Source organism: Streptomyces sp. NPDC058000, assembly GCF_042886435.1.
Classification (GTDB): Bacteria; Actinomycetota; Actinomycetes; order Streptomycetales; family Streptomycetaceae; genus Streptomyces.
The window spans coordinates 65,402-90,443 of record NZ_JBHVQS010000010.1; the positions used below are offsets into that span (position 1 = coordinate 65,402).

Annotated in this window: 21 protein-coding genes and 11 pseudogenes; 14 read left to right on the forward strand and 18 right to left on the reverse strand. The window is 69.6% G+C overall.

Features of this window, described 5'->3' with window-relative positions:
- Nucleotides 1–720: 720 nt before the first annotated feature.
- Genes ACFVT2_RS13185 through ACFVT2_RS13200 form a run of 4 tightly spaced genes read left to right on the forward strand, consistent with a single transcriptional unit; the run spans nucleotide 721 to nucleotide 6,475 of the window.
- On the forward strand, nucleotides 721–1,446 hold the full coding sequence (locus ACFVT2_RS13185) for a WXG100 family type VII secretion target (protein ID WP_390016154.1): 726 nt from the start codon (nucleotides 721–723) through the stop codon (nucleotides 1,444–1,446).
- Nucleotides 1,443–5,360: a DUF6531 domain-containing protein gene (locus ACFVT2_RS13190; protein ID WP_390016157.1), complete on the forward strand. Its 3,918-nt coding sequence runs from the start codon at nucleotides 1,443–1,445 to the stop codon at nucleotides 5,358–5,360. Before ACFVT2_RS13185 ends, ACFVT2_RS13190 begins: the two co-directional genes overlap by 4 nt.
- Nucleotides 5,361–5,393: 33 nt before the next feature.
- Complete coding sequence (locus tag ACFVT2_RS13195; RefSeq protein WP_390016160.1) at nucleotides 5,394–6,131, forward strand: hypothetical protein; 738 nt, start codon at nucleotides 5,394–5,396, stop codon at nucleotides 6,129–6,131.
- A complete protein-coding gene (locus tag ACFVT2_RS13200; RefSeq protein ID WP_390016495.1) occupies nucleotides 6,128–6,475 on the forward strand; it encodes a hypothetical protein in 348 nt (115 codons plus the stop codon). Before ACFVT2_RS13195 ends, ACFVT2_RS13200 begins: the two co-directional genes overlap by 4 nt.
- Before the next feature lie 102 nt (nucleotides 6,476–6,577).
- Here ACFVT2_RS13200 and ACFVT2_RS13205 read toward each other — a convergent pair.
- Nucleotides 6,578–6,673 (reverse strand): annotated as a pseudogene (locus ACFVT2_RS13205) (IS5/IS1182 family transposase); the annotation flags it as partial.
- On the opposite strand from ACFVT2_RS13205, the pseudogene ACFVT2_RS13210 reads away from it, so the two are divergent.
- Nucleotides 6,651–6,833 (forward strand): annotated as a pseudogene (locus ACFVT2_RS13210) (DNA-binding protein); the annotation flags it as partial. The pseudogenes ACFVT2_RS13205 and ACFVT2_RS13210 overlap by 23 nt on opposite strands.
- On the opposite strand, the gene ACFVT2_RS13215 reads toward ACFVT2_RS13210, so the two are convergent.
- A complete protein-coding gene (locus ACFVT2_RS13215; RefSeq protein WP_390016497.1) occupies nucleotides 6,833–7,132 on the reverse strand; it encodes a hypothetical protein in 300 nt (99 codons plus the stop codon). The pseudogene ACFVT2_RS13210 and the gene ACFVT2_RS13215 overlap by 1 nt on opposite strands.
- Before the next feature lie 44 nt (nucleotides 7,133–7,176).
- On the opposite strand from ACFVT2_RS13215, the gene ACFVT2_RS13220 reads away from it, so the two are divergent.
- Nucleotides 7,177–7,419 carry a hypothetical protein gene (locus tag ACFVT2_RS13220; RefSeq protein WP_390016501.1) on the forward strand — a complete coding sequence of 81 codons (243 nt, stop codon included), beginning with the start codon at nucleotides 7,177–7,179 and terminating at the stop codon, nucleotides 7,417–7,419.
- A gap of 199 nt (nucleotides 7,420–7,618) precedes the next feature.
- On the opposite strand, the gene ACFVT2_RS13225 is transcribed toward ACFVT2_RS13220, so the two are convergent.
- Together ACFVT2_RS13225 and ACFVT2_RS13230 are read right to left on the reverse strand one after the other, a co-directional pair.
- A complete protein-coding gene (locus ACFVT2_RS13225) occupies nucleotides 7,619–8,452 on the reverse strand; it encodes an NmrA family NAD(P)-binding protein (RefSeq protein WP_390016163.1) in 834 nt (277 codons plus the stop codon).
- Nucleotides 8,449–8,874: a nuclear transport factor 2 family protein gene (locus ACFVT2_RS13230; RefSeq protein WP_390016165.1), complete on the reverse strand. Its 426-nt coding sequence runs from the start codon at nucleotides 8,872–8,874 to the stop codon at nucleotides 8,449–8,451. The genes ACFVT2_RS13225 and ACFVT2_RS13230 overlap by 4 nt, the downstream gene beginning before the upstream one ends.
- An 84-nt stretch (nucleotides 8,875–8,958) precedes the next feature.
- On the opposite strand from ACFVT2_RS13230, the gene ACFVT2_RS13235 reads away from it, so the two are divergent.
- On the forward strand, nucleotides 8,959–9,552 hold the full coding sequence (locus ACFVT2_RS13235) for a TetR/AcrR family transcriptional regulator (RefSeq protein WP_390016168.1): 594 nt from the start codon (nucleotides 8,959–8,961) through the stop codon (nucleotides 9,550–9,552).
- 80 nt (nucleotides 9,553–9,632) lie between these two features.
- Here ACFVT2_RS13235 and ACFVT2_RS13240 read toward each other — a convergent pair.
- Nucleotides 9,633–10,336, reverse strand: a pseudogene (locus ACFVT2_RS13240) (endo alpha-1,4 polygalactosaminidase).
- A 177-nt stretch (nucleotides 10,337–10,513) separates the two neighbouring features.
- Complete coding sequence (locus tag ACFVT2_RS13245) at nucleotides 10,514–10,921, reverse strand: DUF3592 domain-containing protein (protein WP_390016170.1); 408 nt, start codon at nucleotides 10,919–10,921, stop codon at nucleotides 10,514–10,516.
- Nucleotides 10,922–11,349: 428 nt separating this feature from the next.
- Between ACFVT2_RS13245 and ACFVT2_RS13250 the strand changes: the two genes are divergently transcribed.
- Complete coding sequence (locus ACFVT2_RS13250; protein ID WP_390016172.1) at nucleotides 11,350–11,739, forward strand: AQJ64_40280 family protein; 390 nt, start codon at nucleotides 11,350–11,352, stop codon at nucleotides 11,737–11,739.
- A gap of 174 nt (nucleotides 11,740–11,913) precedes the next feature.
- Here ACFVT2_RS13250 and ACFVT2_RS13255 read toward each other — a convergent pair whose 3' ends face one another.
- Nucleotides 11,914–12,768 (reverse strand): NAD-dependent epimerase/dehydratase family protein, encoded by an 855-nt coding sequence (locus tag ACFVT2_RS13255; protein ID WP_390016175.1) that lies wholly within the window; start codon nucleotides 12,766–12,768, stop codon nucleotides 11,914–11,916.
- A gap of 127 nt (nucleotides 12,769–12,895) precedes the next feature.
- Here ACFVT2_RS13255 and ACFVT2_RS13260 point away from each other — a divergent pair, with 127 nt between their 5' ends.
- Nucleotides 12,896–13,726, forward strand: a complete 831-nt coding sequence (locus ACFVT2_RS13260; RefSeq protein WP_390016178.1) for a helix-turn-helix transcriptional regulator — start codon at nucleotides 12,896–12,898, stop codon at nucleotides 13,724–13,726.
- Between the two features lie 154 nt (nucleotides 13,727–13,880).
- Here the strand turns inward: ACFVT2_RS13260 and ACFVT2_RS13265 are convergent.
- From ACFVT2_RS13265 to ACFVT2_RS13295, 7 genes and pseudogenes are all read right to left on the reverse strand, one after another.
- Nucleotides 13,881–14,126: pseudogene (locus ACFVT2_RS13265) on the reverse strand (transposase); the annotation flags it as partial.
- A 372-nt stretch (nucleotides 14,127–14,498) separates the two neighbouring features.
- Nucleotides 14,499–14,633 carry a hypothetical protein gene (locus ACFVT2_RS13270; protein ID WP_390016181.1) on the reverse strand — a complete coding sequence of 45 codons (135 nt, stop codon included), beginning with the start codon at nucleotides 14,631–14,633 and terminating at the stop codon, nucleotides 14,499–14,501.
- A 57-nt stretch (nucleotides 14,634–14,690) separates the two neighbouring features.
- The gene (locus ACFVT2_RS13275) at nucleotides 14,691–15,308 is read right to left on the reverse strand and encodes an NADPH-dependent F420 reductase (protein ID WP_390016184.1); all 618 of its coding nucleotides are present in this window, start codon (nucleotides 15,306–15,308) and stop codon (nucleotides 14,691–14,693) included.
- A gap of 117 nt (nucleotides 15,309–15,425) precedes the next feature.
- On the reverse strand, nucleotides 15,426–15,722 hold the full coding sequence (locus ACFVT2_RS13280; RefSeq protein ID WP_390016187.1) for a hypothetical protein: 297 nt from the start codon (nucleotides 15,720–15,722) through the stop codon (nucleotides 15,426–15,428).
- On the reverse strand, nucleotides 15,716–16,006 hold the full coding sequence (locus ACFVT2_RS13285) for a hypothetical protein (RefSeq protein WP_390016190.1): 291 nt from the start codon (nucleotides 16,004–16,006) through the stop codon (nucleotides 15,716–15,718). The genes ACFVT2_RS13280 and ACFVT2_RS13285 overlap by 7 nt, the downstream gene beginning before the upstream one ends.
- A 219-nt stretch (nucleotides 16,007–16,225) precedes the next feature.
- The gene (locus ACFVT2_RS13290) at nucleotides 16,226–16,948 is read right to left on the reverse strand and encodes a hypothetical protein (RefSeq protein WP_390016193.1); all 723 of its coding nucleotides are present in this window, start codon (nucleotides 16,946–16,948) and stop codon (nucleotides 16,226–16,228) included.
- Between the two features lie 123 nt (nucleotides 16,949–17,071).
- A complete protein-coding gene (locus tag ACFVT2_RS13295) occupies nucleotides 17,072–18,040 on the reverse strand; it encodes an alpha/beta hydrolase (RefSeq protein ID WP_390016196.1) in 969 nt (322 codons plus the stop codon).
- A 278-nt stretch (nucleotides 18,041–18,318) separates the two neighbouring features.
- On the opposite strand from ACFVT2_RS13295, the pseudogene ACFVT2_RS13300 reads away from it, so the two are divergent.
- From ACFVT2_RS13300 to ACFVT2_RS13315, 4 pseudogenes are all read left to right on the forward strand, one after another.
- Nucleotides 18,319–18,638: pseudogene (locus tag ACFVT2_RS13300) on the forward strand (transposase); the annotation flags it as partial.
- A gap of 821 nt (nucleotides 18,639–19,459) precedes the next feature.
- Nucleotides 19,460–19,622: pseudogene (locus ACFVT2_RS13305) on the forward strand (IS701 family transposase); the annotation flags it as partial.
- A gap of 22 nt (nucleotides 19,623–19,644) precedes the next feature.
- Nucleotides 19,645–20,106 (forward strand): annotated as a pseudogene (locus ACFVT2_RS13310) (transposase); the annotation flags it as partial.
- A gap of 14 nt (nucleotides 20,107–20,120) precedes the next feature.
- Nucleotides 20,121–20,689, forward strand: a pseudogene (locus tag ACFVT2_RS13315) (Tn3 family transposase); the annotation flags it as partial.
- A gap of 42 nt (nucleotides 20,690–20,731) precedes the next feature.
- Here the strand turns inward: ACFVT2_RS13315 and ACFVT2_RS13320 are convergent.
- A complete protein-coding gene (locus ACFVT2_RS13320; RefSeq protein WP_390016199.1) occupies nucleotides 20,732–21,340 on the reverse strand; it encodes a helix-turn-helix domain-containing protein in 609 nt (202 codons plus the stop codon).
- A gap of 143 nt (nucleotides 21,341–21,483) precedes the next feature.
- On the opposite strand from ACFVT2_RS13320, the gene ACFVT2_RS13325 reads away from it, so the two are divergent.
- Nucleotides 21,484–22,473, forward strand: a complete 990-nt coding sequence (locus ACFVT2_RS13325; protein WP_390016202.1) for an alpha/beta fold hydrolase — start codon at nucleotides 21,484–21,486, stop codon at nucleotides 22,471–22,473.
- 83 nt (nucleotides 22,474–22,556) lie between these two features.
- Here the strand turns inward: ACFVT2_RS13325 and ACFVT2_RS13330 are convergent.
- The 3 pseudogenes from ACFVT2_RS13330 to ACFVT2_RS13340 form a co-directional block, all read right to left on the reverse strand.
- Nucleotides 22,557–23,532: pseudogene (locus tag ACFVT2_RS13330) on the reverse strand (tyrosine-type recombinase/integrase).
- A 205-nt stretch (nucleotides 23,533–23,737) separates the two neighbouring features.
- Nucleotides 23,738–23,956 (reverse strand): annotated as a pseudogene (locus ACFVT2_RS13335) (helix-turn-helix domain-containing protein); the annotation flags it as partial.
- A gap of 125 nt (nucleotides 23,957–24,081) precedes the next feature.
- A pseudogene (locus ACFVT2_RS13340) lies at nucleotides 24,082–25,035 on the reverse strand (CoA transferase); the annotation flags it as partial.
- Between the last annotated feature and the right edge of the window lie 7 nt (nucleotides 25,036–25,042).

Below are 25,042 nucleotides of genomic sequence, written 5' to 3' on the forward strand. Positions count from 1 at the left end.
TCATGCACGACTCAGGACGGCGGGCCCGAAACGAAGGTTCCAACGTCTGATGTTGTTCGCCCAGACTTTCTGAACATGGAGACAACCGTGACAGCCGGCCTGCGTCCGGGACCCGGGCTGGTGGCCGTAGCGTTGGCATCGGCCCCGGGAGCGGCCACCGGATGACTCGCCGCTTCAGATACGACGTTCGCCGCCGACGTGTCCCAGGTGCAGTGCCACCACCTGGGCCGCGTTGGCGGCCGGTGGGCTTGAGCGCCGAGCGGAGCTGGGCGAACGAGAGCCGTGCCGCCGACCTGGGGTCGGCGCACATCGCAGCATTTCGCGAGCCTCCGGGCGACACAGACCGCCTTGCCATCCGGAGAACGCGTCGAGGCCGAATGGGTTGAACTCCCGGAGCGGGGAGCGGAGTTGGTTGGCGATCCACTGACGGTTCCGGGGGGCTACCAGACCTTGCCCCTGAGGCCAACGTGACTGATCAGGTCGCGTCCCAGTCGCGTACTACGCGTCGTGAACACCAGGCTGTAGCTGTCATCGGGTCGTTGGTCGGCATGGGTCCCGTGAGCCGGCGTCTCGTCGAGCGGTCGCCGATCGACTGGGGGTGCTCGGCACCGAACTCCTCCGCAGCACCAGGGACAAAACTGACCGTCAGATTGCCCGGCCTTTATCCGGCGACGATACGTTGCGACAACGGGGCTGAGAGATTTCATTTGGGGGGACCCAATGGCACTGGAACTGCCCGACGCGGTGGTGTCGTTTCTCGACTTCATCGGCGTCCACTGGCCGAATGTCAATGAGGACAAGGTCAGCGAATTCGGCGGCCATGTAAGGGACTTCGCCAACAACGTCCAGCAGTGCCACCAGGATGCCACCTCGTCGGTGGAGCAGTTGTCCGAGATCTATCAGGGCGCCTCCTACAACGCCCTCATGGCCAAGTGGGGTCAGATGTCGTCCAGCCACATGAACGAGCTGGTAACCGCGTGCCACACGGTGGCGACCGCTCTGGACGCCGCGGCCGGTGTCATCGTGGCCATGAAGGCGGCGGCCATCGCCGAACTGGTCGCGCTCGCCGTGACGTTCGTCGCGGACCAGGCCGCCGCGGCTGTCACCTTCGGCCTCGCAGAGGTCGCGGAGGCCGGCATCATCGCGGCGGCCCGCAAGGCGACAAGCTATCTGGAACAGCAGTTGGAGCAGTACGTCATCGGCCAGGTGATCGAGGCCGCCATCACCCCGCTCGTCGACGTGGTCGGCAAGGCGGTGAGCGGACTCGTATACGAGAACACCGCCAAGGCACTCGGTGTCCCCACCGGCGGCGGCGCGGGAGAGAGCTTCTCCATCCACCCCGAGGAACTGCACGCACGCTCCCAGGCGTTGACCCAGCACGCCGAGACGATGGAGGCGCATGCCACGGAGTTCACGAACAAGCTGAGCGGGGTGAGCTTCGCGTGACGAACCGTATCGTCAAAGCGCTGGAGGACGGTGCGGTGCGGCTCGGCAAGACGCTGGGCGAGGACGCCGGGAAGGCCGTCAAGAACCTTTACCACGACACCGGCGACCGCCTGCGGCAGGTGGCGAAGAACCACGCTGAAACCGACGCCAAACACGCGTCGGCCATGGACGACATCCTCAAGGGCCGGCACGGTGACATGCCCAAGGCCCCTCACTCCGCGCCCTCCTCGTCACCCCACCCGTCGGCCGGACCGGAGGGCAGGGGCCCCAAAGGCTCCCCGAAGGGCCCCGGATCCGGTGGGCCGAACTCCTCCGGCCCCTCGTCGCTGCGGGACGGGGTGAACCGGGACGGGGTGGGATCGTCCAAGCCCGCGGGCGGCCGCTGCAAGGGCGGCGACCCCATCGACCTCGTGTCGGGCGAGATGATCCTCACCGAGACCGACGTACGCCTGCCCGGCCTGCTCGACCTCGTCGTCGAGCGCACCCACCTGTCGTCCTACCGCTGCGGTCGGTGGTTCGGCGCTTCCTGGGCCTCAACCCTGGACCAGCGCCTGGAGGCCGACGAGCGGGGACTCGTCCTGGCCACCGCCGACGGCATGCTGCTCTCGTACGACGTGCCCGCCCCGGACACCGCCGTCCTCCCCCACCACGGCCCCCGCCGCGAGCTGCGCTGGGACGGAACACCGGCCGGCGAGATCCGCGTCACCGACCGCGGCACCGGGCACACCCTGCACTTCCTGCCGGCCTCGGTGTCCCCGGAGGAGGCCGCGGCCGGCCGGATCACCCTCCCCCTGGAGGCCATATCCGACCGCAACGGCCACCGGGTCGACATCTGGCGCGATGACGACGGCACCCCCTTCGAGATCCGGCACAGCGGCGGCTACCGCATCGCCGTCGACACCGACGGCGCCCGCATAGTGGCCCTCCGCCTCCTCGGTACCGAGTCCGACGAGTATGACAAGGACGGCTCTCCCGGCACGGTGCTGCGCCGCTACGGCTACGACGACGGCCACCTCACCGCCGTCACCGACGCGCTCGGCCACACCACGCGCTTCCACTACGACGAGTCCGGCCGCATCGTCGAACGCGTCGACCGCAACGGCGGCTGGTACCGCTGGGAGTACGACGACGCCGACCGCTGCATGCGGGGCACCGGGTCCGACGGCTACCTGTCGTGCACCCTCGCCTACGACCCCCTCAACCGCGCCAACAGCTACACCGACTCCCTCGGCCGCACCACCGTCTACCGCTACGACGAGCAGCGGCGCCTGACCGGCTGGACCAACGCCGAGGGCCGCCGCACCCACCGCGCCTGGGCCGGCCCGGACCTGCTCGCCGCGGTCACCGACGAGCTCGGCCACACCAGCAGCTACACCTACGACGACGACGGCAACCTCACCGCCGTCAGCCGCCCGGACGGCCGCGCGACCCATGCCGCCTACAACGCACTGGGCCTGCCCGTTGAGATCGTCGAGGTGGACGGCGCGACCTGGCGGCACGAGTACGACGCCCGCGGCAACCAGGTCCGCACCACGGATCCGGCCGGCGCCGTCACCAGCTTCGCCTACGACCGCGGAAGGCTGTCCGCGGTCACCGACGCGCTCGGCCATACCCGCACGGTGGCGAGCGACCCGGCCGGCCTTCCGCTGGCGGTCACCGATCCGCTGGGCCACACCACCGTCGTCGAGCGCGACGCGTTCGGCCAGGTCAGCTCCTACACCGACGCCTGCGGGCGTACCGAGCGCTTCGGCTGGACCGCGGAGGGCAAGCCGGCGTGGCGGGAGTTCGCCGACGGCGCGACCGAGGCATGGGAATGGGACGGCGAGGGCAACCTGGTGGCCCACACCGACCGTCTCGGTCAGGTGTCCCGGTTCACTTACACCCACTTCGGGCTGCCCCTGACCCGCACCACCCCCGACGGGACCACCCACACCTTCGCGCACGACACCGAGCTGCGGCTCACCACCGTCACCGACCCGCGCGGCCACACCTGGGACTACACATACAACGCGGTCGGCCAGCTCGTCCGGGAGAGCGACTTCCAGGGCCGGACCGTGGAGTACCGGCCCGACCCCACCGGTGAACTCGCCGCCCGCACCAACGCCTCCGGCCACACCACGGTGTTCATCCGCGATGAGCTGGGCCGCACCGTCGAGGAGCACTCGGCCGACGGCATCGCCACCTTCGCGTACGACCCGGCCGGCTGCCTGCTGCGGTCCGCGAACGCCACCACCACCGTCACCCAGACCTACGACGTCCTCGGCCGCAAACTCTCCGAGGACGTCAACGGCCGCACCACGACCTGGACCTACGACGCCCTGGGACGGCGCACCGGCCGGAGCACCCCGAGCGGGGTGCTCTCCACGTGGTCGTACGACGCCGCGGGACGCCCGGTAGCCCTCGACGCCGGGGGTGACCGGGTGGGCTTCACCTTCGACAGCGCCGACCGGGAGGTGCAGCGGCTCATCGGCCCCGACCTCGTCCTGTCCCAGGAGTGGGACACCGCGGGCCGGCTCAGCTCCCAGGCCGTCACCCGCGGTGCCGACACCCTCCAGCACCGCGCCTACGCCTACCGCGCCGACGGACACCTCCGCGGCATCACGGACTCGGCGGGCGGCTCCCGGCACTTCGAACTCGCTCCGGACGGCAGGGTCACCGCCGTGCGCGCCCAGGGCTGGACCGAGACCTATGCCTACGACAGCGCCGGCAACGTCACCCACGCCGACACCCCGGGCGACGAAACGGGGGGCACGGAGCGCACCTTCGTCGGCAACCGCATCGAGCGGTGCGGACGCCACACCTACGCATACGACAAGGACGGCCGGCTGGCGCGCCGCACCACGCGGCTCCTCAACGGCCAGACCCGCACCGCCAGTTTCACGTGGAACACGGCGGACCAGCTCATCGAAGCCGTGCTGGCCGACGGCACACACTGGACTTACGAGTACGACGCGGCCGGCCGGCGCACCACCAAGCGCCGCCTCGCCAGTGACGGGCACACGGCCGAGGAGACCCGTTTCGCCTGGGACGGCACCCGGCTCGCGGAGCAGGTGACCGCCGACGGCACCGCCACGGCATGGGACTACCACTCCGGCACGCACCGGCCGCTCACCCAGACCGTCGTCCACCCCGGCGGCCGCCGCGACTTCCACACCGTGGTCACCGACGTCTCGGGCGCCCCGACGGAACTGGTCACCCCTGACGGGCGGATCACGTGGCGGCTGCGTACGACCGCCTGGGGCCGGCCGGTCGGCGAAGGGCCGGCGGACACCTGCCCCCTGCGGTTCCCCGGCCAGTACGCCGACGCCGAAACCGGTTGGAACTACAACTACTTCCGCCACTACGACCCGCAGACTGCCCGCTATCTCACCCCTGACCCACTGGGGCTGACGGCAGCCCCCAACCACTACGCCTACGTCGACAACCCGCTCACCGTCGCAGACCCCCTCGGACTCATGCCGCAGCGGGGACCGAACGGCCGCTTCATCCCGAACCCGAACGGCCCGGCCACCCACAACCGCGACACCGAGTACCCCAGCAGCTACCGGCAGTCGACCCACGACGCCATGGCGACCACGTGGACGGTCGAAGGCCAGACGCAGGGCGGTGTTCCCCGCTTCCCCGCCGGCCACCCGGAGGCCGGCCAGCGCATCCCGCGAGACCAGCTCACCTGGTTCAACTCCAAGGGGGAACCCGTACCCGCCGGCAAGGACCAGCTCACCTACGAGCATCTGCACCCGGTCGTCGACCACTGGAACAAGACCGGTTACAACTCCGACCGTCCCACCCGCAACGATTTCTACAACGACGCCAATAACATGGAGCCCATGTCCCGCAAGGACAACTCCAGCGGCGGAGGCAAGATGACCTCCACCTACCGCCAGGACACAGGCCCGAACTACTCCTGCACCTAAAGCAGGATCCCCACCGCAGAGGAGCCACCCACCATGGACCTGACGTCGAAGCTGGCCGCCCAGCCCGGCGCCGAGCCCGTACCCGGCGTGCCGGACGCCTGGCACTGGTCACGCATGATCTTCTCGTTCGACGCCGTGGTCGCACGGGACCGCGTGCTGGAGATGCGCGTCATGGGCGAGTACGACCCGACGCTCGCCCGCGCCGTACTGGAACTCGCCCGCGACCACGCGTCGCAGGTACTCGCCGGCGACCGTCCGCTCGTGGCACTGAACGGACTCGCCTGCCCCGGGTGGGACTTCGACACGGTCGCCGCCGTCGGCTCCGAGGTGCACGAGTACCACGGGCAGGAGGACGCCGACCTCCACAAGGCGACGGTGGCGCTCTTCCCCGCCTGGCGGCAGGAGTTCTCCGGCTCCGAGACCCTCGCGGAGGCCCGCCACCAATTCGACCGGGGCCTCCAGCCGACACGTCTGCGCCGTGACCCCGTCCCCTTCCTGCGCATGCGCTACCGCAACGAGCGCACCGGCAGCCACAGCGAAGGCCCGGACCGCGGCCTGGCGACCCTGGACATCCTGCGGCACGAACTGTCCCTCCTCCCAGGCTCCCCCGGCAGCCACGTCGAGTGGGAGAACCGCCTCGGCGCCGTCTACCTGGCGGAGTGCGGGGACGCCCTGACGGTGCACGGACCGGACGGAGCGAGCCGGACGACCGGGGACGACCTCGTCGCGCTCGCCGATCAGTCGGTGCTGCGCCCGGAGGAGGCTGCGTGACCGCCACCCGTGCACACACCGCCACCGGGGCCGTGCACGACAGTCCCGACGCGGAGACCCTCTACGACCTGCTCAGCGGGCTGAACCTGGCATTGCCGTTCCTCGTCGTGGAACGCACGGACGGCCGCGATCCGGAGCAGCACTACATCCAGGTCCACCTCGCGGAGGACGGGAGTTGCCTCGTGGAGTATCGCGACGGCGGACCCGACCGGCACTTCCGCGCCATCGTGGCGCCGCCGTACGCCATGAAGGGCCACGACGAGGTCGCGGCCCTCGTGACGAGCTGGGCACAGGACGACGGTGAATGGCTCCGGCGGGGCCACTGGCAGCGCGTGCAGGTGTGAGCAGCCCGGCGAGCGCTCACCGCGCGCCGACTCAAGCGCGGCTGCGGCTGCTCGCCTCGCCACCGCCCCACTGCGGGAACACTGGGCACCGCCCTCCGAGCAGATTCGCTTGCCTGCGTCGGCGCCTTGGGTGTTGGTGGGGACACTGGGGGCGGTTTTCACGCTCTCGGCGTCGATGACACAAACGGTTGGATCGGCGGCAGCCCGTGAACTCAGCGTCTCTGTATGGGCATTGCAGCGGGCGTTCGCGTCGGCCGAGGAGGCCGTCGTCGGGTACATCCGCCGCCGCAGGTTCGAGCGGGCCCGGCTCGAACTCCTCACATCGACGGTCCGGCCGAGCATCTCCGAACTCGCCGCCTACTGGCAGTTCGCCGACAGCAGCCACTTCGCCCGGGCCTTCAAGAGCCAGTACGGGTGCTGGAACAGATCGCGGGCGAGATCGGCATCTCGCGACGCTCGCTGTTCCGCTACTTCGGCACCAAGGAGGACATCGTGCTCGGCGACCACGCCGAGCACGGCGAGGCCCTGCGCGCCGCGCTGGAAGCGCGTCCAGCCGGCGAACCGCCCTGGGAAGCACTGCGGGCGGCCCTCAAGGCGCTCTTCGACTCGCTCCCCTACTCGCCGGAGGACTTCCTCAAGATCACCAGCATGCTGCACGCCTCGCCCTCCCTCCGGGCACGCCAGCTGGAGAAGCGTCAGAAATGGACGGATCTGCTCGTCCCGGACATCGTGCGACGCCTGGGGGCGACCACCGAGCCGATGACCGAGGTGCGGGCCCGCGCGCTCGCCGCCTGCGCCCTGGCCTGCTCGCCCGCCTCTCCCCGCTCCAGAACGACCACATCATCCTGGGCCGGTATGCCTTCACCCAGCCGCCGGCACCGGGCCGGCGGCCGCTGCGCGACCCGCACAGCGACGACGAGACGGACGACGGCGAGGACGGATAGCCGCGGGCCCGTGGAGTCGAAAGCGGTTCGGCTCGGAGTCATCACCTATGACTCCGAGCCGGACCGCCTTGTGCGTGACGGTGAGTCGAGGCGTCGGTGGGTCGAGGCGTCGGTGGGTCGAGTGCCTCACCGAGGCCGAGCGCAGAGCCGTCTCCCCCCGCTGGTGTGGACCTACGCGAGCCCTTACGGCCGCTTCGACTCACTTCGAATCAAGGAGGGCCCGGAAGGTACGCGGGGGCCGACCGGTGAGACGGTGGACGGTGTCGGTGATGCGGTCCTCCGCCCCTCCGGCGATGGCACGATCCATGTCGGCCAGCATTGCGGCGAACTCCACTGGGGTCTGCGCCGTGAGGCGATCGCGCATCTGCTCGTAGGACAGACGGCGGTGGACCACGGGCCGGCCGGTGACCTCGGTGATGATCGCGGCGATGTCGTCGTGGCTGAGTGCCTCGGGTCCGGTGAGGACGAGATCGGCGTTGGGGGCTTGCTCGTCGGTCAGAGCGCGGACGGCGACGGCGGCGATGTCCTCGGCGTCGACGAAGCCGACCCGGCCGCTCTCGGTGGCGGTCCATATGGTGCCGTCTGCACGGATGCTTACGGCGTGTGCGTGCGTGCCGGTGAAGTTCTGCATGAACCACGAGGGCCGCAGTACCGCCCACTGGTCGAACAGATCGGGCAGAGCCTGGTGCACCGTTCCCACCGCCGGGCCGCCCTCGGGGATGGCCGAGGAGCTCAGCAGCACCGCGCGGTGCACGCCGACGGTGCGGGCCTGATGGAGGAACGGCAGCATGATCGCCGCGGGATCGGGGTCACCCGGGGGCGGTATGAGGTAGACGCGGTCGACCCCGCCGAGGGCGGCGGCGTGGGTGGCGGGGTCGTACCAGTCGAAGCGGACCGGCTCGGTGTCGGCGCCCGGGGCGGCCTGACGGCTGGCGGCTTTGACGCGGTGGCCGGCGGTCGTCAGCTGCGCGGCGGTGCGGCTGCCGGTGGTGCCGGTGGCGCCGATGACCAACGTGGTGCCGGTGGTGGTCATCGGTTGCTCCCGGTGAAGTCGGTGCCGGGTTCAAGGACGGCGAGGGGGTTCCAGTAGTCGCGGTAGGAGGTGATGCGGCCGTCTCGAACGGTCACGACGGCGATGTAGGTCATGTCGAAGGGGCTGTCGGTCTCCACCAGGCGGCCGACGCCGCGCATCTCGACGACGATGGTCTCCGGGGCGGTGGTCTGGTGGATCCGCAGGTCGGGGAAGTCGTGCAGATCGATGTGGTCGGGGTAGTGGCGCAGATAGGCGGCGACGGCCTCCTTGCCCTCCAGACGCTGGGGCCAGCCCTCGGGGGCGAAGGGGAACTCCATGAGGCCGTCCTCGGCCCACAGGTCGACCCACGCGGGAATGTTCTTGTCGAGCAGCAGTCGCAGACCGTGGCGGTACAGATCCGCCGCAGAAGTCGGCGCGGACATGGGTATCCTCCAGCTCTAGAATACGGACCCTGGGTCCGGTTCGACGATACGGACCACGGGTCCGGTTTGCAAATGAGGAGCAGCATGACCGAGCGCAAGCCCCGCAAGGACGCCGCCCGCAACCGGGAGGCCGTACTCACGGCCGCCGACGCCCTCTTCGCCCGCTGCGAAAGTCCCGCGGACGTCACCATGGCCGACGTCGCTTCAGCGGCCGGCGTCGGTAAGGGCACGCTCTTCCGGGCCTTCGGCGATCGCACCGGGCTGCTCCGCGCGCTGTACGAGGCACGGCTCGAACCGATCAGACAGGCCGTCGAAGCCGGCCCACCGCCCCTGGGACCCGCGACCCCACCGCGGGATCGCGTGCCCGCCCTGCTCGACGCCGTCCTGTGCTTCAAACTCGACAACCGGCGCCTCGCGCTGGCGTTGGAGGAAAGTGGAAGCAGCAGCCCGTACCAGGCGGAGCATTACGAGCGGTGGCACAGCATGCTCCAAGCCGTACTGGAGCAGATCCCCGGCCTGACCGACAGCGACTTCACCGCCCACGCCCTGCTCGCCGCCACGCGAGCCGACCTCGTCGAGCACCTGGCCGGAGAAGAGCGCGTGCCGCGGGAAAGAATGCGGGCACAGTTGGCGAACTTCGCCACCAGAGTCCTGGCCTCCGGCCCACTGCAAGGTTGACCGCCGAGGAGTGATCGGGATCGGGCTAGTCCTTGAAGAGCGGGGCCTCTCGCAAACGACGGGCGTCGAATGCCGGTGCATCAGAACCTGTCGCAGGTTTCGCGGTGGTAGTCCTTGTCACCGGCGGGCTCGAGGTACAGATCCCGCCGGACGATGCTGATCTTGTCGCCCCATCCCCGGCACGCCTTCTTCATGCCCTGCTCGGTGTACTCGATCACCAACATGTGTCGGGCACGCGCGTGTAACTGTCGTAGTTGTCCGGCTCGATGGCCGTGTAGCTCTTGGCCGCGCATGCGTCGATCCAGGCGTTCACCTTTCGCGCGATCCGCTTGCGCTTGGCGTCGGTGTGCACGTCCAGCATCGCCTCCCCCCAGTCCTTGTCCATGACGACCGCGCCGGCCTTGTCACGGAGCAGCAGGTCGGCATCCCACTCCTCCTCCCCGCCCGGCTGGGCCTGGAAGGCGTTGACGTAGCAGATGTTGTAGAGCCCCCGCGCGGGCGACGGCGTGTGGGCACGGACGACGACGGACACCCCGCTCGGCCGGGTGTAGGGACCGCCGAGCTGATAGTCGAAGTCCGCGTGCACAGGATGAAGCGTCACCTTGGACGATCCCTCGGCCGGTTTCCCCGGCGCCGCGTCAGTCCCTGTCGACGCGGCAGCGGACGAGGACGGTGCCTGCGCCGTCTCCCCGCCGCGCGAACAAGCAGTGGCGAGGAGCGAGGCGACGGCGGCCGACGCCGCGAACGTCGCAGCGGACCGGCGGGGAAAGACCCGGTTACGCATGGTCGACAAGCTCCCCGTAGAAGGGGGGCATGTTCACGCCTCGGACGCTGACAGCGATCCGGGCGACTTGACTGCCCTGGTGTGACATGGCGATTCACGGTCGGAGAGGAAGGACGTCACCCGAAAATGCCGGGGTCGCTCGCGACACCGCCATGGACCGCTGCCCACCTGATGCGGTCAGTTCTCCAGGACAATCAGTATGCCGGCGCCGAGGAAGGCCAATCCACCGAGCAGCAGGGACACCGCCGGCCCCATCATGTGCCGCCACAACTGCACCCGTGCCGTCTGGGGGTGCCGACCTTCGTACACCACCGGAACCTCCCGCCCGGTCGCCAGGCCCATCCCGGTTCCACGCATCCGGGGTGAGAACTCCACGCGGTGTCCCTGCTGGTCGTGGAAGGCTATGACCGGCACCCAGATGTGCCCGTCGTCGTCGGCGAGCTGCGTGTTGTCGACCACGACACCCCGTGTGGGAATGCCGTCCCGCCGCAGCCGACGCACCACGGCCGCCTCCCGCCACGCGAAGCCGAAGAGCAGCACGGCCACCGCAGCGCACAGCACCGCGCACAGAGTTCCGTTCGACATCGACTGCCCTTTCCGTTCCGTCCGGCACGCCGAGTCCTCGCAGTCGGGGAGACGCAGCCCCCCGAGGGCCGGTTGCCACCCCAGGTGACCCGGCTCCGGGAGCGCCGGATCATCCGCACCTCGCTCCCTCACGACCACGCCGAAGGGCCCACCGATGCCGGTTTCGGAGCAAGTCCAACGGGCGATGGGGGGTGATCTCGAATCCCGGACAGAACGAGCCGGGCTCACGCAGCCGTTGGCGTCATCGGTGAGGATCCGGTAGGTCGTTGCCGCAGAGAGGGTGATCGCCGTCCAGTGCTCGTTCCCGCTCAAGCAACCCTCGCGAGCGCCGGGCGGTCTTGCCAGATGCCGAGGTCGGGGCAGAGCCCTTGCCTGCCGTCGGCATACGGGCAGAAGAGGATGTGCCGAGTGCCTGAGCGAGGGTGGAGATGACGAATCTGAACACCGTGGTGACGTGGGTTGACACCCGCGAGAGGCTGCCTCGGAGCGGTACACCGGTGGCAGCAGCGATCACAGGCCGGTATCCGGCTGACAGCACCACCGAGTCCGAGACTGCTACGGCGTTGGGTGAGGAATTTTGGCTGGTGAGGCCGATGGTCTTCACGACTCTGCACTGGAGTGAGGACGGGACAGAGCACCGGGACTGCTTCGTCGACTCCGACGGCGTTGTCCGTCTGCCTTATGGCCTTACCAGTGAGGAAACCGTGACCCACTGGGCTGAACTGCCCACCCTGCCAGGCGGGATGACGCACGGCGTTCTCGGGGAAGGCGTGGAGTCAGCTCTCCGGAACGCGTGGGGCGCTCGTACCACCACCTGACCCACGGCGCGCTCGGACACTTCACGCGAGCGCCTCGCCCTCCCGATGGGCCCGGGCCGTGGCCATCAGGCCGCCCAACGCGGCGCGGGTCCACACGAGTTCATCGATGTGCTCGGAGAGCCGGTTGCGCCCAGTCCCGGGTGACCGATCAAGTGGGCGTCGGCCGCGGACCGGTTACAGCACCCCCGCGTCCCGTGCCGTCCACACCGACGGGACCAGCGGGCGGTAGCCCAGTTCGTGACGGATGCGGGCCGTCGACATCACGCTGTGCCAGGGGTCCGGGGCGTCCTTGTCGTACGCCTCCTGCGGCACCGGCAGGCCATGGAGCTGGAAGAGGTCGACCGTGGTGACCGGGGCGTCGTCGGCGATGTTGTAGACGCCGTGCGCCCCGGGCGCGTACAGCAGCCGCTGGAGGCCCCGCGCCACATCCATGTGGTGACCCATGTGTAGGCGCTGCATGGCGGGCCAGTTCGGCGCCCACTCCATCGCGTTGGCGAGATGCGGGTCCCCGTCGCCGTACACGAACGGCAGCCGTCCGATGCGGAGGTCGTTCAGGCCGTCCAGCGCTCCGAGCGCACGTTCCGCCTCCCATTTGGACTCGGGGTAGACGCCCCAGAAATGACCGCCCGGCACCGTCTCGTCGTCCTCGACCAGCGCCCTACCCCGCCCCGCGCCGTACACGAGTCCGGTGCTGACCTGCACAAACCGGCGCACGCCCGAGGCCACCGCGGCCCGGCCGAGCTCGACGGCCGCGTCCCGGTTGACCGCCCGCGCCTCCTCGTCCGCCACCCCGCGGAACGCGGCGGCGACGTTGACCACCGCGTCCACACCGGCCGTCGCCTTGCCGAGAACCTCCGCGTCGCGCAGATCGCCGACCAGCACCTGCGCGCCGAGCCCGGCGAACTGCTCGCCGCGCGCCGCATCCCGCACCAGAACCCGCACCTCGTCGCCGGGCGCCGCGCTCTGCAGCAGCCGCGGCACGAACCGCCGCCCAACCTGACCCGTCGCTCCTGTCACCAATGTCAGCATGGCCGCCTCCTCGTCGTCGTAGCCATGTCTGAAGCGTGCGGGAGCGACGGGAACAGCGGGAGAGACGCGGTTATCCAGGGACCGGCGCTCCCTGGATGCGAGTCCGGGTCCGAGAGATCCTGGAACCGTGGACCGAACCGAACTGGCCGACTTCCTGCGCCGCGCCCGCACCCGCCTGGCCCCCTGCGACGTGGGCCTGAGCGCGGGTCCGCGGCGCCGCACCCCGGGCCTGCGCCGCGAGGAGGTGGCGCAGCTCGCCGGAATGTCCACGGACTACTACACGCGCCTGGAACAGCGCCGCGGCTCCCACCCATCCCGGCAGATGCTCACCGCTCTCGCCCGCGCCCTGCGGCTCACGGACGTCGAGCGCGACCACCTGTTCCACTTGGCGGGCGAGGAGCCTCCGCGGCCCGGCGGTTCCTCGGGCCACGTCCGCCCAGGGCTGCTGCTGATCCTGGACCGGCTGCACGACCTGCCGGCGTCGGTGCTGAGCGACTGGGGCGAGGTGCTCGCGCAGAACACGATGTCGGTGGCCTTGACCGGTGACCAGGCGGGGACGAATATGATCCGCCGCTGGTTCACGGTCCCGGACGCACGGGCCCTGTTCCCGCCCGAGAACCACGAGGCGCACGCCCGCGCCCATGTGGCAAGCCTGCGGGCGGTCACCGCGGCCCGCCCCGACGACCCGGGCCCGGCCGCCCTCGTGGCGGAACTTCGGGCCGCGTCAAGGGAGTTCGAGGAGCTCTGGAAGTCGCACGACGTCGTGGTGCGCCGCCCATCGCCCAAGCGGTTCCTGCACCCCGTGGTCGGAGTCCTCGACCTCGACTGCGAGGTGCTCCTCAGCGACGGTCACAGCCAACAACTCATCGTGCACTCGGCACGGCCTGGCACGCAGACCTACGAGCGGCTCGAACTGCTGCGGGTCGTCGGCCTCCAGGACCTGACCCCCAGCTCGTAGGAGAGGCCAGTGCCGTAGCAGGATCATCCACAGCTGTATCAGCTAATGGCGAGACCACCATACAGACGACCGGTTGAGCTCGTCCTACGTACCGTCGTCGAGAGAGCCAACCTTGTCCAAGCTTGACTCTGTCGGGGATCTTGGATGGTCGGGCTCAGGTACCGAGGGTTCGCCAGGACTTCGGCCGGGGGATGTCGTTCTGGTCCAGGAAGGTCTGGAAGGCGGTCGGCGGTCTCGGTGAAGAGGCTTCCTCGGTTACTGACCGGCCGCTGAGGCGTTCGATGTTCACGGCGATGGCCGTGAGTTCGTGTTGCAGGTGGGCTTTCGGCTGTCCTCGGTAGCGGCAGTGGCGCATGCCGTGTCCGTGGGCGAACTCGTTGTTGGTGCCCTCCACTCCGGACCAGCACTCGCGGTCCGTGCAGTCCTCTGAAGCTGGTCATGGGATCACCCTCGCTTCGTCGGCCGCATGCCGCATCCCCAAGTCTGCGCGGCCTGGGGCCATGGAGCGCATCTGCCACCCCGGAAACCGACGCGGTCGAGATCCAGGCCCGGCGTCTTTGCGACCAAGCTCCACGACGCACTGCTCGCGAGCCCCGAGGCCCGCGACGAGCTCGGCGGCGCCTGGGTGAGGGAAGACCGTCACCCGTGCGCCGACTTCGACTCCCAGTGCCATCGGTGTGTCCGGGCCGATGGCCTCCACCACGCCGGTGGCTTCGACCCCGGCCGGGGCCGGTTGTCCGTGTTCCCTGGATACGCCTCGGCGGCCTGGAGATCACCAGGTGCACCGGAACGCGGTTGTGCGGACGAGAATTTGACCGGTCACCGGCGCTTCCGGCTCCGGCTCCTCGACGACGGGCAGGACGTCGGCGGGCGACCCGCCGCGGGTGTAGACGACACGACGGCTCATGACGCTCCTCCTGTGTGTGCTGCGCGTACGTGCCGGGGGTGACCGAGGTCTGGGTCGTCAGCCGGCATCCTGAAGCAGGAAGTGCCGTGTGCAGAGCGGGCCGTCGAACTGCATCAGCCACCCGCCCTCTCGCAGACCACCGAGGTCCAGTGCGGCGAACCCGAACTCGTCCAGCAAACCGGCCACGGCCGCCTTCGCGTCGGCGTCGTCGCCCGCGTACAAGACCACCTGGTGGCCTTCCTCGTGCTGGGGGTCGGCGGCGATGAACGCGGCGAACAGGGTGTTGAACGCCTTCACGATCCGCGCGCCGGGAAGGCGCTCGGCGACCCACTCGCTGCCCGTGAGGTCACCGACGTCGTACCGGCCCCGCCAGGGGTTGGCCGCGGCGAACTGATTCGTCGTGTCGACGACGATCTTCCCGGACCACTCGGTAAGGCCGGTCAGGTCCGGTACGGCGAAGAACGGCACCGCGAGGAAGACGAGATCCGGCTGCGCCGCCTCCTCGGCCGTCACCGCACGGGCCTTCGGCCCCAGCTGCGCCACGACCGCCTTGAGTGTCTCCGGGCCCCGCCTGTTGCCGATGAGTACCTCATGTCCGTGACGGACCGCCTTGTCGGCGACGGCCCGGCAGACCTCTCCCGCGCCGAGAATGCCGATGGTGCTGTGTGCGGTCATGCTGCTCATCCTTGATCGTGTGTCAGGCCGTTCCGGCGGCCCTGCAGCGGCCGTGTGATCGACTCCGGCCGCTTCCCTTCGGGGTGGTCCCGGCCTCAGCGGCAGGTGCGGCGGCGCCTACGCGCGATGCGGGTGGAAGTCCAGGAGGACCTTGCCGTGGTTCCTGAAGTACGCGAGTGCCTCGGGGAAGTCCGCCGCTTTGTAGACGGGCGCGGAGGGCAGGACGAGTTTTCCCTCGGCGACCAGCCGCGCGGACTCCGCGTTCAGAGCCGGAAGGCGGGGCAGAAACTCGTCCTGGTACATCCAGAACTCCGTCGTGGTGATGTTCTTCGTCTTCAGCGCGTCCGGGTCGGGCGTGAACGGCCGGCCGCTCAGGTACCCGTAGATCACCAGCAGCGCGCCGTCGGTCAGCACGTCCAGCAGGAGCGCGGTGGCCGTTCCGCTGACGCCATCGAGGCCGAGTAGTACCGGATCGGAGCCCACACCACCGTGCCGACGCCCTCGTTGCCGATGGCGGTGGGCAGTTCGGGGCGAACGGGGTAGATACCCTCCGCCAGGAGGAGGTCGTGGTGGTCGAGCGGGGCGTATTCGATCTGGATCAGTGCCAGCCCGGCGGTGGGAGCCGGGGGCTCGGGCACGTCCACAACCTTCAGGCTCTTCTCCGGCTCCCCGAACCGGGGAAGTTGAATGGCGAGCATGGGACACGACTCCTTGTTACGAGACGTCGGGTGCAGACGAAGGCATTGCCCAGCAACGCGCTCTCATCGCAGCTTGAAGCTCCCGTCTCGGCAGCCCTTCAGACTCGCGCCTGTTCTGGGCCGGCGGTCCTGCGTCGAATCGCTGCTGAGCGCAACGGGCATGCAGGCCGTGTCGATGTCGACGTGGTCGCCATAGGCGTCGCTGTGCGTCAGAGGACGTCATGAGAAGTGCACGTCACTCAGGTCGATGCTCACCATGACGTGATCGTGGTCAGGACTTCCGTCGGGCCCGCGCAGATACGCGCGACGCCTGATCGGGAACTTGATGCCGTCCGCTTCCTCGATGTCAGTGACGTACTGGGCGGCCGCGAAGCCGCCGGCGATGTCCACGTGGTAGTCGTGCCGTCTGAGCAGAAGGTCGTCCCCGAAGTAGAAGTCCTGGACCGTGCTGTGGCTTGCGATGTCGTCCGGGAACGTGACCCGGAGACGGCGCCAGCGCTCGGCCGGCGATTCGGTCCAGGGTTCCCTTTCCTCGACGGTCATGCCATCCATGATCATGAAGAACGGTGTGGTCAGGTACGTCCACAGCGCGTACCCGTTGAAGTAGGCGCGGTCCAGCGGATCCCAGGGGGTGTCCAGGACGTGCCCCGAGAACGACTTACGCGGGTCGAGACGCTCGGCCACGACCGTGCCGTCACTCCGTACGATCGCTATACGACCGGGCGTGAAGTCGGAGTGCTGATCGGAGGAGCCGAAGGGGCTCACCGACGCACGTTCCTCATGCAAGCTGAGCGTCATTCGGCGCGGCTGGAGGTCCTGAGACAGACCCTTGGACGCGAAGAGTTCGCCGTCGCTGACGATGGTGGCCGTCGCGGTCGTCAGCCGCTCCCACCGCTTCACGCCGCCGTGAGCCTCGAGAATGTCCGAGAGCAGGCCGCTCATTCCTTCCCCTCAACCCGTTGGTACCGGAGGCTGCGGCCCCCGGGAACCGGGACCGCGTGGCTAGCCCAGGCTCGGGCCCGCTGCGCTCCGTCTGTGTCGGTGGGGCGTCCGTGCCCGCAAAGTCTAGGCTCGGGCGGTTCCAAGGGCATTGCGCAGGAACGCTGTTGCCTGGTCGATGGCTCCGCGGGCGGCTTTGGACTGACTCAGCGAGTTGAGCAGCATGAAGTCGTGGACCGTGCCGTCGTAGCGCACCGTGGTCACCGGAACGCCGGCGGCTCGGAGCTTGGCGGCGTACGCCTCGCCCTCATCGCGCAACACGTCTGCCTCGTCGACGATCAGCAGGGCGGGCGGCAGGCCGGAGAGCTGCTCGATGGTGGCCTGATTGGGAGACGCGGTGATCTCCGCGCGTTGGTTCGGGTCGTTCGTGTAGGCGTCCCAGAACCATTCCATCAGCTTGCGGCTCAGGTAGTAGCCGGTGGCGAACTGGTCGTAGGAATCGGTGTTCATGGCTGCATCCGTCACCGGGTAATACATCGACTGCTGTACGAACGTGACGTCACCGCGCTCCTTGGCCATGAGGGCGAGTGCGGCGGTCATGTTCCCGCCGACCGATTCCCCGGCCACGGCCATGCGCTGTGCATCCAGCCCCTTGGACGGCCCCTCGCGGACGATCCACTGCGCGGTGGCGTAGCCCTGCTCGATGGCCACGGGATAGTGCGCCTCGGGCGACGGCGTGTACTCTACGAAGGCCACTGCCGCACGGGCGCCGACCGCCAGCTCGCGCACCAGGCGGTCGTGAGTACCGGCATTGCCCAGCACCCAGCCACCGCCGTGCATGTACAACACGACGGGCAGCGTTCCGGTGGCGCCCTGCGGCTTGACGATGCGTACCCGTACATCGCCCACTGCTGCCGGAACCGAAACCCACTCCTCGGCGACCGGCAGCTTGTCGACTGGCGCGGCCTGGAGGTCGTCGAGCACCTTGCGCGCTGCGGTCGGATCCAGCTCGTACAGGAACGGATGTTGCGAGGTTGCGTGGGCGAGCTCCTGTGCCTCGGGCTCAAGGACGATTGAGGCGGTTTGACCAGCCATGAGAATGCTCCCTGGGAAATCCGAGAAGCGCATGGTGACGTGCGCGGGGTGCTGAAGAGCGCCGCGCTGCGTTCTGCGGGGCGGTCGGCAGAGCCTCTACCCCTACGCATGCCCCTTATGGGTGTATGTGTCCATTGTAATTGCCGATCCTCCGCAGATGCATTCCAGGGAACCGCCTCACCCGTCCCGCGCCGGCGCTCGGCTCGGTGACGACACGGCCTCCGCACGTTGAAGGACGTGCGCGCGTTGCCACTTCACCCATAGAAGCGGAAAGCCACCTGCTCACTCCGGGGCACGGGGCGACGCCCCGCAGCTCATCCTGGTCATGGAGGGTGCACGTGCGGCCCGTCCAGGCGGTGGTCATCCGCGCACTCGTCCAGATCATCTGGGCGGCGACGCGGCGTACTCCTCGCGCCGCAACCGCCGTTACGTACGCCGACGCCAGATCAAGCACACCATCCCCGAACCGAGGAACCAGCGGACCAACCGACGCAGCCGGGGCGGTAAGAGCGGTCGCCCCACCGGCTTCAACAAGGAGATCTGCAAGCGCCGCAACGAAGTCGTGCGGACGATCGATGCCCTCAAGTGCTTCCGCGCGGGCATGCGCTGACCTTTCAGCCGCTCCTTGGCCGGCGTCGAGCCGTTCCCGAGCTGCCGCCGTCAACGGGCTCGGGGTGGAGCAAGCTCTCCCAGGGGACCAGGTGCGACCCTCGTACCGGCCGCTGGACTCTGCATACCCGCCCCAAGGACGGCGAGTACCCCGGCCAGCTTCACGGCTTGTACGGAGAGGCGATCGACCTGCCCGCCCCGCTGCCGTCCCCGCTCGACACCGACGTCCTCCCCCATTACGGCTCCTGACCAAACCACCCCGGGCCGTCTGGACACTTCGGCGGCGAACGTCAGTCCGTCGGCCTGCTCCGCGAACGTCGCCTGCGGGCAGTCCTATTGAGCACGGCGGAACCGCCGGACCCGTAACTCGATCAGCGCCGAGCGTCCGGAGACCGCGCTGTCGGCGAGCCGGCGGATGTACCGGCTGCGCACCCGGACCGGTTCCACACGCTGGATACGCAGCCCATTCCGCGGCCGTCCGGGCCCGCACGACCACCAACTCGTCGTCGGACACGGCGCCTTCGATCACGACACCGTCGACCTGGTGGAACCACAGGCCCTGAAGGAGTACGTCAGCCACGGTCGTTCATGATCGCGGTTGTGGCTCCTGGACGAAGATTGTCCGGCACCAGATGGTTAAGGGCAGAGCGTCCGTCGACGACCCCGCCCTCACCGACTACTGGGCCGAACGGCGTCGCAGACACAAGCCAGCACCTTCAAGCGCCTGCGAGTCTGCGGGGCTTGCTTGAGCGGCGTGCTCGGACAACGGTCCCGGGGGACCGCCGCAGCAATGCGGCGGTCCTACCCGACCAGAGCGCGAAGCAGGAGTGCGGCCTGGACGGACTACCAAGTCCGCCGCTACCCGAGCTGGCACCGTCACATCACCCTGACCATGGCAGTCCACGCCTGCCTGACCGTGCTGCAGGCCCGCGAACTCGACACTGAGAAAGCAGAAACGGATCCTCCCGACTGATCCACCTCAGCCTCGCCGAGATCAGATCGTGGGCCGCAAGCGCAGCATCGTCACCGATACCCTCGGCCTGCTCCTGGCGGTTGTTGTCACGGCCGCGAGTGTGCAGGACTCAGTGGCCGGCACACACCTGGTCAACGCCGTGGCCGCCGCCCATCCCACCATTCGGAAAGTCTGGGTGGACGGCGGCTACCGCCAGCATCTCGTCGAACATGCAGCCCGCCTGGGCATCGACGCGGAAATCGTTCAGCGCACCCCCGGAGCCAGGGGCTTCATCCCCATCCCGAAACGATGGGCTGTCGAACGCACCTATGGATGGCTGATGTTCCACCGCCGCCTGGCACGCGACTACGAAGCCCTCCCCGCACGCTCCGAAGCCATGATCCACCTGGCCATGACCGACCTCATGGCCCGCCGCCTCACCGGCGAAGCCACCGTCTCCTGGCGCGACCCCATAAACCAGCATCAACCACAGATTCCAGGATGAAACAACGGGAGAAAACGACCTCTTACAGCGACACCGTCTTCGGATTGCTGACCCTGGCCGGGTTCGCGTACGCGCCGCAGTTGGCGGATCTGCCGGACCAGAAGATGTGGCGCATCGACCGCACCGCCGACTACGACGCTTTCCAGGACGCCACCCGCGGCGGATCGCGCACTACGGGCGGATCGCCAAGACCCTGCACATCCTGCGCCTCGCCGACGAGCCCGGCTACCGGCGGCAGATCAAGAGCCAGGCCAACCTCCAGGAGGGCCGCCACTCCCTCGCCCGGAAGATCTTCCACGGCAGGCACGGGCAGCCCTACCAGCGCTACCAGGAGGGCATGGAGGACCAGATCGGGGCTCTGGGGCTGGTCCTCAACGCCCTCGTGCTGTTCAACACGCGGTACATGGACGCTGCGGTGAAGCAGCTGCGGATGGACGGTTTCGACGTCCATGACGAGGACGTGGCTCGCCTCTCACCGTTCGTGCGGCACCACATCAACATGCTCGTCCGGTACTCCTTCCAGCTCCCTGACCTGCCCGGCGGCCTGCGACCACTGCGTGATCCGGACGCTGCCGAGGCGTGAAGCCGCAGGCACCGTCGCGGGGCCCGGACGCTGTGCTCCGCACTACCGGGCCCAGCGGTCGGGGGCTGGGGTGCGCGATCGTAGGCGCTCCCCCTGCGGCCCGAACATGATCAGGTATTCGACCGGTCCGCCGGGTCCGGCGTTCGCGACTCCGTGGGCGGTGCGGGTGTCGAACTCGGCCACGTCCCCGGCGCTCAGCACGAGGTCCTGCTCGCCGAGCGCCAGCCACAGCCGCCCGTACAGGACGCACAGCCATTCGTACCCGTCATGGGAGACCTGCCGCGGCCGCGCCGGCGGCGCGTCGATGGCGGGCAGGACGTGCTTGTGGGCGTGCAGGCCCCCGACGTACCGGGTCAGCGGTAGCACCGCCTTGTCGTTGCCGGAACGCTGCGGCACCGGGGTGCGCGGTCCGGCCGCCGCGGCGGGTGCGGTGCCGGCCAGCTCGTCCAGGGAGACGTCGTACGCCTTCGCGAGCTGCAGCAGCACCTCCAGGGTCGGCTTGCGCCGGCCGGTCTCGATCCGCGACAGCGTGCTCAGCGAGATGCCGGTCGCGCGACTGACGCCGGTGAGTGTGGCGCCTTGCTGCTCGCGCGCGGTCCGCAGCCGGGGGCCCATGGCCGCCAGCGTGTCGGCTATGCCGTCGTCCGTCACCGTCGCCCCGCTCCCTCCGGCCGTGCCGCCTCCACCGCCCTGTCCTGCCAGTTTGCCAGGATGGCAAGAGTGCTCGCGTCGCCCGGTCGCCACGCCGCATGATCGGTGGGTAACCGCGGCCGCCCGTGAACCGAGGAGAAGCGATGCACCAACCCGCGCCGTCCGCCGACCTGCGCCACCGCACCATCGAGGCACCCGCTGGGCGCCTGCACCTGGTCGAGCAGGGCACCGGACCGCTGGTCCTGCTCGTCCACGGCTTCCCCGAGTCCTGGTACTCCTGGCGCCGCCAACTCCCGGCCCTCGCGGCGGCGGGGTACCGGGCCGTGGCGCTCGATGTGCGCGGCTACGGCCGCTCCTCCAAGCCGGCCGCGACGGACGCCTACCGGATGCTCGACCTAGTGGAGGACAACGTCGCCCTGGTGCGCGCCCTGGGCGAGGAGAGGGCGGTGGTCGTCGGGCACGACTGGGGCTCCAGCATCGCGGCGGCCTCCGCCCTGCTCCACCCCGAGGTCTTCCGCGCCGTCGGACTGCTGAGCGTCCCCTACGCGCCGCCCGGCGGCCCCCGCCCCACCGACGTCTTCGCGCAGATGGGCGGCGACCAGGAGTTCTACGTCTCGTACTTCCAGGAGCCCGGCCGGGCCGAAGCAGAGATGGAGCCCGACCTCCGGGGCTGGCTCGCGGGCTTCTACGCGGCCATGTCCGCCGACACCATGCCCGCCCAGGGCGAGCCCGACCCGCACTTTGTGGCCCGCACCGGCGGCCGGCTGCGCGACCGCTTCCCCGGCGGCAAGCTGCCCGCCTGGCTGACCGAGGACGACCTCGACGTGTACGCCGGGGAGTTCGAGCGCACCGGCATGACCGGGGCCCTCAACCGCTACCGCAACATGGACCGCGACTGGGAGGACCTCGCTCAGTACGGCGGAGCCCCGATCAAGCAGCCCTCCCTGTTCATCGGCGGCGCCCTGGACGCTTCCACGACCTGGATGGCCGACGCGATCGACGCCTACCCAGCCACCCTCCCCGCGCTGGCCTCCATCCACATCCTGGACGGCTGCGGGCACTGGATCCAGCAGGAGCGTCCCGAGGAGGTCAACCGCCTGCTGACCGCCTGGCTCGCCTCCCTCCAGGGCTGAATCGGCGGGTGTGCCGGCCGGCCTCCGTCGCAAGAGAACCCCGGTCGGCACACCCGAGGGCAGCGCCCGAACCTCACGCCCGCTCAGCGCCGCACGTCCCCCGGCGCGAGCAGGCTGGTCACCTCGGCGATGGCCTCCGCCGACGGCTTGAAGTACCGTCGGACGTTCTCCGCCTTCTTGTGCCTCGGCTTGGCCATCAGCATCAGCAGGGACGCACCCTGCTCCCCGAGGTGGGTCAGTGAAGAGTGCCGCCACTCGTGCAGGTCCCAGCCGGTGCCCGGCCCGGCCAGCGCGGTGTGCTGGTCGAGCAGCGCGCGGGCCTGGCCGTAGGACAGGCGGGCCAGGCCAGTGTCGGGGCAGACGTCCCGGGCGGAGAGCACCTTGCCGGGGCCGGGGCGGCGGTGGGTGACGAAGACCGGCCCGCGCGTGCGACCCTTGAGTAGACGGGGCAGGAGCCGGGCGGCGCCGGCGTCCCAGAACACCGTCTCCAGCACGAAGTCGGCGCGGGTGGCGCCGCGGCGGCGCACCTTCGGCTGCGCGCCCTTGGCCTTCACCGGGCAACGGCGGGCCGGCCAGGTCCAGGTCCTCGATGTTGACGTCCAGAACCTCCTCCGAGCGGGCGCACGTCTCGTAGAACATCCGCCACAGCGTCTTCTCCCGCAGGTGGACGTCGCGGCGGGCGATCAGCCGGTCGATCGCCATCTTCGAGCGCACCGGGGTGTCCGAGTCCGGCGCCGCCAACCGCTTCGCCCACACTGGCACGCTCGGCCCGTCGTAACCGCGCTCGGAGCACCAGCCGGTCCAGGACAGCACCGCGCCCCGTCGGGCGTTCCAGGTGTTCACCGCCGAGCCGCCCCACAGCAACTCCAGCGCCTCGCCGATCTCGTCGTCCGCCACCGAGACGAGCGGCCGGCCCTCGCCGATCCGCTCGGCGGTCTTCCCGACGGCGATGCCGTAGTTCCGGACGGTGTTCGGGTTGGCGAGCGAGTCGAGGAAGGCGTCGGCCGCCGTTCGGACCGTCAGCGCCTTCCCGGTCGGCAGTAGCACGACGGCGGACACGGCATCTCCCTTGCCACAGATAACAGGGCCGCTTCACGCAGCGTGCGGAAGACGTTCCCGCAGGTCGCGCTCAGTGATACCGCAGATATAGGGCGATATCCGTGGGACGACTTCAGACCGGCCCCGCGGCCGACACCCCGTCAGCCGCCCACCAGGGCCGACGAAGGCTTAGCGCCTGTTTTCGTTCCGATGTTCCTCAACCCCCTAGTTCGGGGGCGACGCGCTCCTCGTCCGGGGCGGGGGCTTGGGCGCTAGGAACTAGCCCGGCCAGGCGGTAGGCGTGCCGGCACGCGTCGGAATCCAGGTTCAGGGCCCGCGCGAGGGCGTCGACGACCTGGCCGGAGGGATGCCGCTCGCGGCCCTGTTCCAGACGGGCGTAGCAGTCGGCGCTGACCCCGGCCAGGACGGCGACGGTGCTCCATCGTCGATGCCGTCAGCTGGTTCGGGGCTTCCAGGCCGCCGGATCCGCACCGTAAGGGCGAGCCGCTCAGCGCGCGGCAGAGGCAGGTTGGAGAAGGCCAACGGCGGGGCGAGGCTGATGACGGCGCCGTAGGACGTGTCGAACGTGACCGTCCGCGCTGGGTGGGTGTCCCTCTCCGGCACACCCTCCAGGAGTTGTTCGTCGACAAGGCCAAGCTCCTGTACCCACATCGCGCTGCGGGTGAGGGAGAGCCGCACGTGGTAGGAACCGCCCTCCACGGACCCGCGCAGCAGGGCGGCCATCATGCCTGCGGCGGCCAGGTATCCGGTGATCAGGTCGGCCAGGTAGAAGACCGGGGAGAAGCGGGGCCTCCCCGGCGCCCCCTCGCGCGCGGCGAAGCCGGAAGCGACCTGCCCGTTCTGGTCGAATCCTGGCCGGCGAGCCCAAGGGCCCTGGTGGCCGTAGGCGTTGGCGCTCATGTACACGATGCCGTGCGCACTCCCGGCCGCGAGCGCGGCGGGGGTGAGGCCGAACCGATCGTTGACGTCCGGGCGCCAGGTGGTGGTGAACACATCGTCCTCGGTGGCCAGTTCCCTCATACGGCTGAGCTGGGCGGGCTCGCGCAGGTCGAGGTACGCGCAGTGCTTTCCGACGTCGACGCCAAGGTGCTGGGCCATGGTGTCCGCGTACTGCGGGGCGCTGATGTGGAGCACCTCGGCGCCGTATTCGGCGAGAGTCCGTGCGCTGCGCGGACCAGCAAGGACGTGGGTGAAGTCCAAAACGCGCAGCCCGTCGAGGGGGAAGGTGGCGTTCGGCGTCCACGGCACGGGGGCGGTGTCGGCGATCTTCACGATCTCCACGACGGGGGTGCGCTCCAGCAGTCGGCCCTGCGGATGCTCCAGCCACTGCTCCCTGGTGAAGGCTCGGCAGCAGGGCAGGCCCACCGCGGCGAGAGCCTCCTCCAGGTCTTCGGAGTGCCAGCGCGCGACCTTGCGGGCGAGGGCCTCGCGGTTGTTGCCGCAGTCGAAGAAGTTCAGGTAGCCGTCCAGCAGCTTGGCGTAGGGAGGTCCTGCCTCCAGCATCACGTAG